This window comes from Diplocloster hominis (assembly GCF_032380655.1).
In the GTDB taxonomy this organism is placed as follows: domain Bacteria; phylum Bacillota; class Clostridia; order Lachnospirales; family Lachnospiraceae; genus Diplocloster; species Diplocloster hominis.
Map to the genome: position 1 here is coordinate 37,949 of NZ_JAWDIY010000021.1, position 13,205 is coordinate 51,153.

Below are 13,205 nucleotides of genomic sequence, written 5' to 3' on the forward strand. Positions count from 1 at the left end.
GCTCTAATAAATTATTATTATAGACTAACGAAGAGCAATTTTCAACAGCTCGACAAAAGTATCTGCATTTTCCTGGGCCAGTACTTCCCGGACCAGAGTTGTCCGGTCTGTGATAATATTATCCACCCCGATACTATTCATACGCATCATATTTCCCTTGGCGTTTACGGTCCAGGCATGCACCTGTTTTCCGGCCTCATGAGCGCTTCGGACCATGGATTCCGTCACATAAATATATTTCACGCTGAGCAGATCCGCGTATTCAAGCCTTGATACGTCCCCATAAGCCACGGACATGATATAGCCTGTGGTCATTCCCGGATTCAGCTCCTTTACCTGCCTGAGGAAATGATAATCCATGGAGGTGACGATACACTGGTCTTCCATATGGTATTCCTCGATTAACCCGATTACCTTGGGTACGATATCCTCGTTATGGCCATTGGATTTGATCTCAATATTCAGATTCAGCTTTCCCTTGCAGTAATCCAGCACTTCACTCAGCGTGGGGATCGGCTCGCCTGCGAATTCTTTCCGAAACCAGCCGCCGGCATCCAGATTTCTGATCTCATCGTAGTTCACTTCCCAGATCTTTTTATTTAACCCGGCCGTTCGCTTCAGACTGCTGTCATGCAGAAGGATCAGCTGCCCGTCCTTCGTCTCCTGGATATCGATCTCTGCATAATCCGCCAGCTCCTCCACCGCGTTCATCAGGGCGGACATCGTATTTTCAGGAGCCGTCCTGGCCCCTCCTCTGTGGGCGGTAACCTGGGTGGTTACGAAAATATCATCGGCCAGCACCACCCGCTGGCTGATCAGATACCATCCGTAGACCAGTTCCAGAGCCGCGATGCACATGCCGATCACCATGGCCACTCTCTTTCGGCCAAATTTTCGGAACAGCCTGCTCTTCCCGTAGTCGGGCAATTGATCCGGCAGACTGCCGGGTTCCTGCGCGGCCTCCCGGTACATCGTGTAGATCAGCACCAGATTGCACACGGTGCCCACCACACCTGCCACATATCCCATACCTACCCGGACCCAATCCTCGATCTTCAACAGGACGCCCAGCGCGATCGCCGCATCCTTGGTGAAATGCACAAAAACAGCCGCCAGAAAAGAAAACAGAAAATAGAACGCGGACAATACCACAACAAGAGCAATATTCCAGACCAGCAAACGGCCTAAAAACCTTCCGTAATGCCGACCCGTAATGCTCCTGCTATCCCGGAACCAGTCTTTCACCCGTCCCCTTTTCATAACAGCGGCCGGCACCGCCAGAAAAAGCTGCGTACACAGCAGCAGGAAAGCCACAAACAAGAGGATCAAAATTACCGGATATTTAATTTTACTGATCAGAATCTGAATAGCATAATTCAAAATCTTTATATTAAAAAACTGTCTTACCAGATAATGCAAAGTCAGAAACGGCATGAGCGTCAGAATACCAGGCAGCCACATCAGACGGTTCTTCCTGACAAAGATCTCCATCTGACGGCTTCCGATCAGAATAATATCCGTAACCGTGGCCCTGACCTTTCTCTCCGAATAATGAAAACAGCCCAGCAATACGGACACCTCAAACAGAAGAAGAAATAACATCACAATCACATAGACGCTGAACAGCAGAATCGTAAGCGGATTCTTTATAAAATCCAAAAAATTCTCCGCTGTCAGATAACTATACCCCTGTCTTTCCAGCAGCAGCAAAATCCCCTGACGCAGCAGATAGAGCAGCGTCGCCGAAATAGCAATATGCAGACCCACCTCAAACAACAGCAGGCTTTTCATATTAAAATTCAGAATCTCTCTTGCTTTTTTAAAACAGGTCCGCATGGCAGTCAACCTCTTATTCCAATCGTATGATATATGAATCCCGATAAACTTAAATATTCTACTCTCATAATCTCTCAGGTATACACCCCAGGCCTATGATAACAATGTATAAACGCAGGCATACACCCCAGCCTATCATAACAATGTATAAACGCAGGCATACACCCCGGCCTATCATAACGCAGGGAGGAGAGGAAAGCGGCAGGGCCTTGGGGGAAGCGGCTGCAAATCTCGTGGGGCCAAATCGCTTGAGGCCGGGCCTTAGAACGGATTACGCAGAAGAGGACGAAACCTCGCAGGACCCGGGGCACTGTCTGAGCCGCTTTCCGGCGAGTTTGCCCCGGGTCCTGCTAATCAGAGGTTTCGTCCTCTTCGGAGTTATCCGTTCTTAGGTCCGGCCGATGCGATTTGGCCCCACGAGATTTGCAGCCGCTTCCCCCAAGGCCCTGCCGCTTTCCTCTCCTCCCGGACCACTATAATAAGTCCCTAATAATCTAGCGCTGCCCTATGCCTCGGCATTTTTTTGCCTACCTTCACATACAGGATAATCATTACTGCGAACAGAGCCACCATTGCGCTCAGCAGCCCGATCCATCCGTTCTGGGTAAAGCCGGCTAACAGGAATCCTAACAGACAGCAGGCAGCAACTGTGAGCGCGTACGGAATCTGCGTGGATACGTGGTCGATATGCTTACACTGGGCACCTGCGGATGCCAGGATCGTGGTGTCGGAGATCGGGGAGATGTGGTCGCCGCATACAGCACCGGAAAGCACCGCAGCTACGCTGACTACCAGCATGGAACTCTCACTGCCGAAGATCGCCACTGCGATAGGGATCAGGATACCAAAGGTTCCCCATGAGGTTCCGGTTGCGAAGGCAAGTCCCAGTGCAATCAGGAAGAACGCTGCCGGAAGGATCATTCCGATCATGGCGCTGCCGCCTACTACACTGCTGACATAGCCGCCGATGTTCAGATAGTCCTCACTGCATATCCCGGATAAGGACCATGCCAGACACAGGATCATAACCGCCGGTGTCATGGCTTTGAAGCCCTGTACAAAACTGTCGCAGAACTCCCGGAAGGTGATGATTTTCCGGGGCAGATACAGAATAAAGGTAAAGATCAGTGCGAAGAAAGAACCAATGACAAGGCTCTGCGCGGAAGAACAGTTGGCAAACGCGTCGATGAGCCCGGCTCCTTCAAAGAAACCGCCTGTATAGATCATCGCTGTGATGCAGGCCACGATCAGAACCGCGATCGGCAATATCAGGTCCAGAACCTTTCCTTTGCCGACGATCTCCAGATCTTCCTGTGCTCCTTCTTCGGCATCCAGCTTACCGTTTAACGCTTTTTCATAGGAAGCCATTTTACCGAAATCCATCTTTGTAAAGATAATAAAAAGCATGAACGCGATCGTTAAAAGCGCATACAGGTTAAACGGAATCGTTTTAATGAACAAAGAAAAACCGTCGATGTTACTGCCCTCCGGGAGGGAAGACCCCACTGCCGCCGCCCAGCTGGAGATCGGCGCGATGATACAGATCGGCGCCGCCGTCGCATCGATGATATAGGCAAGCTTGGCCCGGGTGATTTTATACTTGTCGGTCACCGGACGCATAACCGTTCCCACGGTCAGGCAGTTAAAATAATCGTCTACAAAGATCAGAGCTCCAAGAACTGTGGTGGCCAGCAGCGCGCCTTTCTTGGATTTAATTGACTTGATCGCCCAGTTTCCGTATGATCTGGACGCCCCGGATTTGGTAATCAGCGCTACCAGGATTCCCAGCAGAACCAGGAAGATCAGTATGTAGGCATTTCCGCCGATCTTATCGGACATGACCACGAACGTGGTCTCCACCGCTTTCACCGGATTGCCTCCTGCGAAAAGCAGGGCGCCGGATAAAATACCCAGCATTAAAGACATGTAAACCTCTTTTGTGATTAAAGCCAGAACAATAGCAATAATTGGCGGGAGCAAAGCCCAGAATGTAGCTGACATAACACTATCCCCTATCTCATGTATTTTTTCTCCTTGATTGCGGATAAACCCGAAGGCATAGCCGCCTGCGGGTTTATCCACAATATTCGAGTTTGTTCCTTTATCAGTTTACATTGAAATAGCAGTTTACGCAACTGTATTGTCGTCTTTACTCGAAAATTGTACATTTTGCACAAAATATTTTTTCAAATCATTGGGGCCATCCAACACTTCCCGCCCCACGTAGAGGGAACGGTCCTGCCTGGTTTTTACGGACCACTTCACCAGTGAGATTTTGCCCCCTGTCAGCTCCAGTGCCGTGATGCATCTGGGGTGAACACAGCTTCCGTCGTTAAAATACAGGGGTTCCCCGAATTTTGGCAGCACCGGGCGGTGGGTATGGCCGGCCACCAGCATATTCCCGCTTTTCTGCGCCCAGTGTACGAGCCTGCGCTCGGTCTTATTCTTTTTCCTGTAGTTTTTGGCGGCGCTGGTGGGATCGTTGACTCCCGCCGTTTCCACCGGCTTCCAGACATAGCGGACCAGGAATCTGGCCATCTTCCAAAGGGTATCATTCAGCCAGTCTCCCTGATGCCCGTGAGCCAGCAGGATTTTATCCTTCGTGGGCTCATATTGGAGCACCAGCCCCTCAAGCACCTGAATGTCCGGGAATAGCGGTGCCAGACACTGCTGGTCCGTGCACCGGTACTGGGAACAGGTCCGGCCCACATACCGGGGAGACTGTTTGACCCGGTCATGGTTCCCGTACAGCATAAAGAAACGGTGCTCATAGTAGAATTTGGACATGAGCCAGAATACATTGCTGTGGATATCGATGATCTGTGTCAAATCCCGGCATTCCCACAACTCATCCCCGTCTCCCAGTTCAATATAAATATATCCCTGCTCATAATAATAGCGCAGGGCTGCAAAATACATATTTTGATTTTTCAGGAAATTATCCCCCCAGTTGCCCATCCCCCTGTGACAGTCACTCATCAGCACTATTTTTGAATGGTCATCAAAGGGCAGGACCGGAGATTTTTCCCATAGTCTCGACAATTTTGCTGCTGTGGACATTTTTGTTCACTCCTGTCCGTTCCGTTATTGTCCTCTGTCTGTTCCTTTCAGACCTCAGCCTGTTTTTACAAACCTCAGCCTGTTCTGTCAGGGTTCTCTTTGTCCGGTCTATTCACCGTTCTGATAGAACCGGATGTTAGCGTATTCCCGGTAGCGCTCTCTGCTCTGTCCCAGCCGGATCACCGTGCGGAATACATTCGGCAGGAATGCCCGCAGATAGCATAATTTATCCGGCGTCCAGCCAAAATTTCTGGTGAGATACCGGTATATCCGGACATACAGACGGTTATGCCGCTGTGTGATATGGGCTCCCTCCACCGTCCTGGTCACAGGCTGGCGGGTATGGGGCTGACGGAATTTGACAAACATGGTCCGGTATCCGGCCACGATCTCCGACTGCGTATACCCGGCCTCAAAAAGCGCTTCCTGGAACGCTTCGCACATCCCGGCATCCGGAAAGGTGATCTTGATATCCATAGTCAATTCCGAGGGTTCCGAGAACATACCCAGTTTAAACGCGGACAGCCGCCAGTGCAGCCCTTTCCGATAGCAGAGTACCTCCCCTCTGCGTTTCAGGTAATAGGCGATATACAGCCGGTCTTCATCGGATACGCTTTTGTAGAAGGTCCCCTGGAACTCTCCCGGCACAAAGACATCTTCCTCCTGTGTGCAGAAAATCCCCACTTCCGCTCCGGTGCACATGCCGTACTGGCCCTTCCAGAATTCGATCAGCCACCGTTTCTCCCCATATGTAAACGTGATAGGCTCGCAGTCATATTCCATTCCTGCCATGTAAGCGGCTTCGTCGTAGATCTTACAGTATCCCGCTTCCCGCTGCCATGCATCCATCCTCCCGTAGAAGATATCCTGGTTATAGTCGTAGGCAAAACCAACTCCCAGAAGCTCCCGGTCTAATTCTCTTAATTTCTCATCCGATCCCCGCTCTTTTATCTTCCTGAGAAGTTTTCGCCTGCGGACCACACAGATAATCCACAGAGCCGCCAGAACCACCAGCCCCCCTGATACGTACCAAAATTCTCTCGGCATATTTGCACCCTTTTCATACACTCACTTCATATTATAGTATGATAAAAGCCGTATTTTGCTACCCGCTCCAGTCATCTCCTTTAAAAATATACGTGAGTACCGCTTATAAAACTCCCTGCCTGAGGCAGCTTTCTTATACCGGAGTCCTGATATTTACGAAATCACAAAGATGTCCCAAAAACACAGTCTGTCCTCACGGCCTGATCCGGTTTCACAGCAGGGACGGCAGCTGCTAAGCCGGAATTCATAAGAGCAGTCTGTGCTTTTGGGACATCTTTCCCATTACCACGAACTTATTCTTCTCTATTCTGTTGTTTTATTGCCCGCAATCACTTTTTCCGATACTCCTTTGGGCTCATGCCGGTGGAAGCTTTGAATACTCTGCTGAAATAATGCTGATCCGTATACCCGACCATATTACAGACATCGTTGACACTGAGATTCGGTTTCTCCTTCATGATCTTCTGCGCGGCGCCGATCCGCTTCTCCGTCAGGTATTTTATCATGGAGACGCCTTTCATTTCCCGGAACAGCCTGGATACATAGGTATAGTTATAGTTAAATTTCTCCGCCACTTCCTCCACACTGTTAATGACCATAAAATTCTTATCCACATATTCCAGGACCTCCTCTCTGGCTTTCTGGGATGTACTCCGGTCCAGCCGGTCCTGAAGATAAAACGTGACGCTCTCCAAAAATGCATTCTGTATCTCCTGTGTCCCGCCGGCGATGCTTAAGATGGAATAAAACTTTTCCTTCGCTTTTTCGGCGCCAGCCTGGTCCTCGATATTCAGACTGCTCTCCAGCATTTTATAAACATCATGCACGATCTTAACCAGCTGCTTTTGCGTACAGCCGCATTCCAATACATAGGACATAATATTCATCAGTTCTTCCAGCAGGATGTTATAATTGTCCATCTTAAACAGGACTTTTATATTATTCTGGAGCCGGAGGCTGGCGGCGTCATATAATTCCATCTCAGACGGCACGGACTCCATCTGTTCCAGTACAAAGATCTGTTCCCTGGCAGGCACTACCCAAGTTTCCAGAAGATTTCTGATCCGATGGGTATAATTCCAGATATCCTCCCGCTTTACCTGTTTTTCACGATAGCAGAGATGAAATTTCATACCGGGATATTGGCTATGGATTCTCCCGCACAGAACTTCGGCGATCTGCTCCATATCCAATTGCTGTTCATTGGAAGCGGTCAGGACAATATTTTTAAAATTACAGGGATTCCCGTCTGCGATCATCCACTCCGGTGACCCTGACGGAAGGTCTTCCAGGATCTCTTCCCACTTCACTCCTCCCCCGCTGTCCAGGGATGCCGCATAAAACTCTGCCAGCGAATCGCTGGCTTGGGAACAGCACAGATTGTAAAAGCAGATTCCCAGAACATAATATCCGCTGTTAACGTCTGGTTCCTGCGCAACGTCCTGCATGGAGTTATGCCCGGACATCCGTACCTGGGGAAAGGTTCTCCTTTTGGATTCCTCTAATTTGGCCCGGATCTCTTCCATTACTTCCAGGAGGTCTTCCTCAACCAGCGGCTTGACAAGGTAATAGGAAACGCCATAGCGCATGGCCTGCTTAGCGAAAGAAAAATCGCTGTACCCGCTCAGCAGCACCACATGGATGTCGGGCGCTTTTTTCCGCAGTTCCCGCGCCAGCTCTATCCCGTCCATTTTCGGCATCTTGATATCGCTGAATATCACATGGGGATGGTACTTTTCCACCAGTTCCAGCGCCTTTTCCCCATCGTTGGCCGTCGCTATGACCTCACAGTCCTCTACCGTTCTCTCGATCTTCGAAACGATACTGGACAGAATCCTCTGCTCATCCTCCGCAACGACAATCCTAAGTCTTGCCATGTCAGCTTCATCCCCCTGCATTCTTGTTTTGTCTTTCTGTCCTCTTTTTCCGGCTGCATTCCTTTATAGACGTTCCCTATGACTTGCCGTCCAGGCCGCTTAATCTGCCGCCGCACTCGATCCGGCCTCCGATGACAATCCGGCCGCCTTCGACTCCGTCGGACCGGTTCCCGATCCAAAACAGCATGTCATCGCCGTAGAACATATGAAGCCTGGCGTATATATTCGCAAGACCCATACCGTCAATCTGCATCGTGGAGAATTCATGATGCTCCACCAGCTCCCGGCAGTGATCCATGATTTCCCGAATTCTCTCCTCAGAAAAGCCTATCCCGTTGTCCTCAATGGTAATCCGGAACCGGTTCTCTTCCATCTCACCCGAGATCCGGACCGTGCAGTCCAGCCGGTCGCTGTATTTCAGACTATTTTCCACCAGCGGCTGAACCACCAGCTTCGGGACGATGATCTGCATCATGGGCAGCGGAATATCATAATGCACCGCGGTCTCGGGAAACCGCTCTTTCATAATATCCACGTAATCTCGGACGTGCCTGATTTCCTTTGAGAGCTTCACCCCATGCGCGTCCTCGCTGGAAATATAGCGCAGCATATGCATCAAATGGCTGCATACCGTCGCCACTTCATAGTTCTGCTTTTCCTCAGCCATAGCCGATATGGTCATCAGGGTATTATATAGGAAATGGGGCTGCATCTGGGCCTGCAGCGCCAGCATGGTCGACTGTAGTTCATAGGCCCGCAGGCTGATCGTCTCATCCATAGAGGTCCGCAATTTTTTCTGCATCAGGACAATCGTATCAGACAATATATTCAGTTCTTTGATATCGGTTTTCACCGGCTCATAGGTAATCCAGTGATCCCCGTCAAAATCCACTTTTTCTATTTTACCGCTCATAGTCTTAACCGGATCGGTAATGCGAACGGAAATCCGGTATGTAATCATCAGGGAACCAAACAGCAGCAGCAGGAATCCGATAAATACAATGATCAGATAGCTTATGACAGGCCGGTAAGCTTTTGCTATGCTGATACTTCCCACAATATATACGCTGGAATTCATCACCGGCTGGATCTGTACCTCGATTCCGTTTTTCGTATATTTTTCTTTTACGACCAGACCATTTTCCCTGCGGACTTTAACATCGGTCTGATCCTCCCCGTATAAAACACTGCCGTTTGCTGTGTAAACCGTAATATTCAGATCCTCGCTGCGAACGATATTATCCATCATATCCTTAAAACGGGTGTACGGCACTTCGATATCGAGAATTGCGCTGGGAGCATAACTGGGCATGTTTTTGTTCATATCCCTCTGCAGGGAGATCACGGGGACCAGATCATTCTTATAATAGGGATTCTGCGTATTGATCTCTTTTAACATATCGCTTTCATTCATTTTACAGATTTTAAGATTTCCAAGCCCGATCGGCGTGAACGCAAGCCTGTCACTATTCTCCCGCTCACTTATAAAATAATTGCTGCCCATCCAGATATATTTATTATCCCTCAGCTGAACCGCGACCCGGTAATCTTTCACGATCATTTTATAGCCGAGGAGATAGAGCTTGGTAAAGTAATCGTTCACCGGTTCTCCCGCATCATAAGCGTTGGGCAGCTCTTCCGTTACTATTTTTTTAAATTCCTCCGAATTGCACAGATTGTTGGAAAAGGTGCGCATCTGCTCAAAAAAGCTGTCAACTTCCTTTACAACCGTGTCATAAGCTGTCCTTTGCGCCAACTCCACTTTATCATTGATATCTTTTCCTATATAAATCATCAGGCTGATGATGACCAGTGAGAAAAACAGGCTGATCATGATTGCAAAGGAACGGAATAATCTTGAAGAAATGGAAGAGCCATTCATAGCGTTATCTCCTGGTCAACATGGATCGTTTTACCTATATATTACATTAATCTATACTTATTTGCCAGTGCATCCTAGTACAATTGAAATTACAAAACAGTCCTTTATTCTTTTCCACTCAGCCCTTCACTGCTCCTGCGACCATCCCGGATATAATATATTTCTGCCCGCATATATAGACCGCCAGTACCGGCACGATCGCATACAGGATTGTCACACTAACCAGATTCCAGCTGGCCGTGAAAGTCCCGTAGAAATTATAGACCTGCTGCACCACCACCGCCTTGTCGGGGTCCGGCAGCATATACAGAGGGATCGTGAATTCATTCCAGCAGTTCAGAAAGTTAATCATAATTACCGTAACCGTAACCGGCTTCAGCATCGGGAAGATCACCTGGAAAAAGATCCGCAGCGCGCCGGCGCCGTCCACGATGGCAGCCTCATCCAGCTCTTTCGGGATAGAATTCAAAAATCCATAAAACAGAAACACACTTAACGGTAAAATCAGGGCAGTGTATACAAGAACCACACCCAGCTGAGTGTTATATATGCCTAACATCCGGGTTACCTTTACCACGGTTACCATGCTGATCGGAAACATCAGACCCAGGGCAAAATAGGTATAGATTGCCAGATTCCCTTTTGTTTTCCTGCGGGCCAGCACATAGGCGCACATGGATGCGCACAGAACGCTGATCAGTACAGGAAAGACACTCACAATCAGGCTGTTGACATAAGAGCGCAGGATATTCCCCACCCTCCACACCTCACCAAAATTCTCCCAGTGCAATTCTGACGGAGGCGCAATACTCATATTGATCGCCTCGTTACTTGTTTTCAGAGCGTTAAACAGGATTACAACAATCGGTATCAGAATCAGGAGGGACAAAACCCAAGCGAATATTTCCTTGCCGATATTCCAGATCGTGCGTTTATTTGTCACCATAAGTGTTCCCTCCTCTAAGAATCAAAATCTTTGTTGGTCAGCTTCAGCGCGATCAGGCCGAAAGCCGCCGTAATGAGAAACATCACCACGCCGTAGGCGGATGACATGCCATACATCCTCTTGCCGAACTCCTTGAATACCATGGTGTTGATCAATTCCGTGGAGCCGTTGGGACCCCCGCCGGTCAGCACATAGACGATATCGAAGGCTTTCAGTCCCTGGGAAAGATTCAGCAGCAGGTTAATGGAAATCGAGGGGAGCATCCGCGGAAGGGTAATAAAGCGCAGTTTCTGGAAAGCGGTGGCACCGTCTATGGAAGCCGCCTCGTAAAAGGATTGGTCGATCAGCTGCAGCCCCGCCAGATAGATCACCATATTAAAACCGGTCTGCCGCCATACTTCCACGAACATGACGGAGCCGAATGCGGACCCGGAGGTTGTAAGCCACGGCTTGACCAGGTTCTCAAGTCCGACCGCACCCAGAAGCTGATTGAAGAATCCGCTGGTCATTAACAGGGAGCCAAAGATCAGTCCGATGATCAGCGGGGAAAGCATGCTGGGCATAAAGTATACCGCTCTCAACGCATGCCGGCTCTTCAGCCCTTCGTTAAACAGCAGAGCCAGTGTAAAACCGATCACATTTTTCAGTACCGTGGTGACCAGTCCGAATTCTATGGTCCGCGTGATCACGGAGGTCAGCTCGGGATTGGAAAATATTTTTTTAAAATTATCAAGCCCGATAAAATGTGCCACTTCCCCGGTGATCTTAATCGCATTCCAGTCTGTCAGGGAATAATAAAAGTTCAGAACCACCGGAAAGATGAACAACAGGGAATATAGGACAATGGCGGGAAGGCTGAACCCCCAGTGATATATTTTTTTATTTATCAAAGTAATCACTCCAAAAGCAGGAGGGGCGGCAGGTTTTTACGCTTGCCGCCCCAACTCTGTTATTTTTTTTGCTATGAACACTTAGCGGCTGTTTTTTTAGTTTGTTGTGGCCGCGTCAAACATGGTAGCGCGGTATGTATCCATATTTTCCAGGAACTGGTCAGGAGTCGTTGTTCCGGCTGCAAAGCCCTGGAAATATTTGTACAGATCGGGATCCCAATACAGCATGTCGTTCATAATTCTTACCGCAGGTTCTTCCTTGCTTCTTTCCAGTGCTTCGGTAGTCGCATTGGTGGGTTTTACCGTGGTTACGCCCTTGAAAGCGGCGGTTACGAGATCGGTACGGGCCGCATAGTAGGTATCCAGGTTTTCAGGCTTTGCCAGGAATTCCAGATAAGCCTTGCACGCGTCCACGTTCTGGCTGTATTTGTTGACGTATTTGGAGATACCGCCGCCGTTGGCGTTTACCGAATCCGTTCCGGCGACCGGCAGAGGGAACATGCCCCAGTCGTCTTTACAGCCATTGGCAGCCAGTTCCGCGGGATATACGGTATAGGTCACCATCATAACCGTGTCCCTGTTCTGCAAAGAGGTATAGCTTCCGAACCAGTCTTCCGACTGACCGTCGTTGGTATAATATTTCGGTTTTCCGTCCGCTCCCTTTGCGCTGAGGAAGTCCGCGATCTGGGTTAAACCTTCTTTCGCTGATTTCAGGGAAGCGATCTTATTATCCTTGGACTCGTTCAGCCATTCCGACGCGCTGGGGGATACTTCGCGGTTAAACACATTTGTCATGGAATAGAACCAGGACTGCGTATGCCATACACCGTTGATGGGCTCGTATAGCGGAGTCTTACCCAATTCCTTGATCGAATCACACAGGGCTACGAACTCATCCCAGGTCTCTGCAGGTTTCAGGTTGTTTTCGTCAAAGAACGTCTTATTGTAGAGAACGCCTTCATAGTCCACACCCCAGGTGCTGAACCCGTACAGCTTGTCTTCATAGGTATTCGCTGTTACGGCCCAGTCCTCCATGTTGGCCGCCCAGGGCTCATTGGAAAGATCCAGTGCCATATCGGGAACTCCCAAAGATACCATGGGCTTCCCTGCGTCATACATAAAGATATCTACCACATCGCTGCCATCCGCCAGGGAGGTGCCCAGCAGAGTACTATATCCGTTATCAGGGGTCACCAGCAGTTTTACTTCGATACCGGTTTCCTCCTTGAACTTTTCGATCAGTTCACGGTCAATATCCTTGATCCAGTTTTGAGACGCCATCATTGTGATGGTGCTGCCTGCGGCGGCGCCTTTTGAATCCTCCTGCCCGCCGGCAGGTTTTGCTGTGGCTTCGGGCGCGGATGACTCTGCCGGTGCGGCTGCCGGAGTCTCAGCTTCTTTACTTCCATTGCCGCAGCCGGCGGTTCCCATAATCATCGCCGCAGAGAGTGCAACAGATACCATTTTTACAAACCTTTTTTTCATTGAATTACCTCCTGATATTTTAGATATTTCTTATAGAAAACTAGCTTTCTTTATCTATAATTATACTCAAATAGCACAAAAACTCCATGGATAGATTCTACGCAGTTTGTGTACTTTTTTTACATTCCCATCATCGTTCCCCTGATCCTGTGCGGCCTGGAATGACGGCCGTGAAAACGGCG

At 49.2% G+C, this 13,205-nt stretch carries 9 protein-coding genes; all 9 read right to left on the reverse strand.

All coding sequences use genetic code 11. The features are described from left to right. Positions 1-24: 24 nt before the first annotated feature. The 9 genes from ABC831_RS17980 to ABC831_RS18020 all read right to left on the reverse strand — a co-directional run bounded on the left by ABC831_RS17980 (position 25) and on the right by ABC831_RS18020 (position 13,023). Complete coding sequence (locus tag ABC831_RS17980; protein WP_343249468.1) at positions 25-1,836, reverse strand: glycerophosphodiester phosphodiesterase family protein; 1,812 nt, start codon at positions 1,834-1,836, stop codon at positions 25-27. 486 nt (positions 1,837-2,322) lie between these two features. Further along, positions 2,323-3,837, reverse strand: a complete 1,515-nt coding sequence (locus ABC831_RS17985) for a Na+/H+ antiporter NhaC family protein (RefSeq protein WP_343249469.1) — start codon at positions 3,835-3,837, stop codon at positions 2,323-2,325. Between the two features lie 126 nt (positions 3,838-3,963). After that, the gene (locus ABC831_RS17990; protein ID WP_343249470.1) at positions 3,964-4,896 is read right to left on the reverse strand and encodes a metallophosphoesterase; all 933 of its coding nucleotides are present in this window, start codon (positions 4,894-4,896) and stop codon (positions 3,964-3,966) included. A 108-nt stretch (positions 4,897-5,004) separates the two neighbouring features. Next, positions 5,005-5,943: a DUF4474 domain-containing protein gene (locus ABC831_RS17995; protein ID WP_343249471.1), complete on the reverse strand. Its 939-nt coding sequence runs from the start codon at positions 5,941-5,943 to the stop codon at positions 5,005-5,007. Positions 5,944-6,272: 329 nt separating this feature from the next. Then, positions 6,273-7,820: a response regulator transcription factor gene (locus ABC831_RS18000; protein ID WP_343249472.1), complete on the reverse strand. Its 1,548-nt coding sequence runs from the start codon at positions 7,818-7,820 to the stop codon at positions 6,273-6,275. 76 nt (positions 7,821-7,896) lie between these two features. Continuing rightward, positions 7,897-9,702, reverse strand: coding sequence for a sensor histidine kinase (locus ABC831_RS18005; protein ID WP_343249473.1), 1,806 nt, complete (start codon positions 9,700-9,702; stop codon positions 7,897-7,899). A 118-nt stretch (positions 9,703-9,820) separates the two neighbouring features. Beyond that, positions 9,821-10,648 carry a carbohydrate ABC transporter permease gene (locus tag ABC831_RS18010; protein WP_343249474.1) on the reverse strand — a complete coding sequence of 276 codons (828 nt, stop codon included), beginning with the start codon at positions 10,646-10,648 and terminating at the stop codon, positions 9,821-9,823. A gap of 14 nt (positions 10,649-10,662) precedes the next feature. Then, positions 10,663-11,538: a carbohydrate ABC transporter permease gene (locus ABC831_RS18015; RefSeq protein ID WP_343249475.1), complete on the reverse strand. Its 876-nt coding sequence runs from the start codon at positions 11,536-11,538 to the stop codon at positions 10,663-10,665. A gap of 96 nt (positions 11,539-11,634) precedes the next feature. After that, the gene (locus tag ABC831_RS18020; protein ID WP_343249476.1) at positions 11,635-13,023 is read right to left on the reverse strand and encodes an ABC transporter substrate-binding protein; all 1,389 of its coding nucleotides are present in this window, start codon (positions 13,021-13,023) and stop codon (positions 11,635-11,637) included. Between the last annotated feature and the right edge of the window lie 182 nt (positions 13,024-13,205).

Coding starts and splice junctions, on each gene's coding strand:
- ABC831_RS17980 (WP_343249468.1), bottom strand. CDS start 1,836: ATGCGGACCTGTTTTAAAAAAGCAAGAGAGATTCTGAATTTTAATATG.
- ABC831_RS17985 (WP_343249469.1), bottom strand. CDS start 3,837: ATGTCAGCTACATTCTGGGCTTTGCTCCCGCCAATTATTGCTATTGTT.
- ABC831_RS17990 (WP_343249470.1), bottom strand. CDS start 4,896: ATGTCCACAGCAGCAAAATTGTCGAGACTATGGGAAAAATCTCCGGTC.
- ABC831_RS17995 (WP_343249471.1), bottom strand. CDS start 5,943: ATGCCGAGAGAATTTTGGTACGTATCAGGGGGGCTGGTGGTTCTGGCG.
- ABC831_RS18000 (WP_343249472.1), bottom strand. CDS start 7,820: ATGGCAAGACTTAGGATTGTCGTTGCGGAGGATGAGCAGAGGATTCTG.
- ABC831_RS18005 (WP_343249473.1), bottom strand. CDS start 9,702: ATGAATGGCTCTTCCATTTCTTCAAGATTATTCCGTTCCTTTGCAATC.
- ABC831_RS18010 (WP_343249474.1), bottom strand. CDS start 10,648: ATGGTGACAAATAAACGCACGATCTGGAATATCGGCAAGGAAATATTC.
- ABC831_RS18020 (WP_343249476.1), bottom strand. CDS start 13,023: ATGAAAAAAAGGTTTGTAAAAATGGTATCTGTTGCACTCTCTGCGGCG.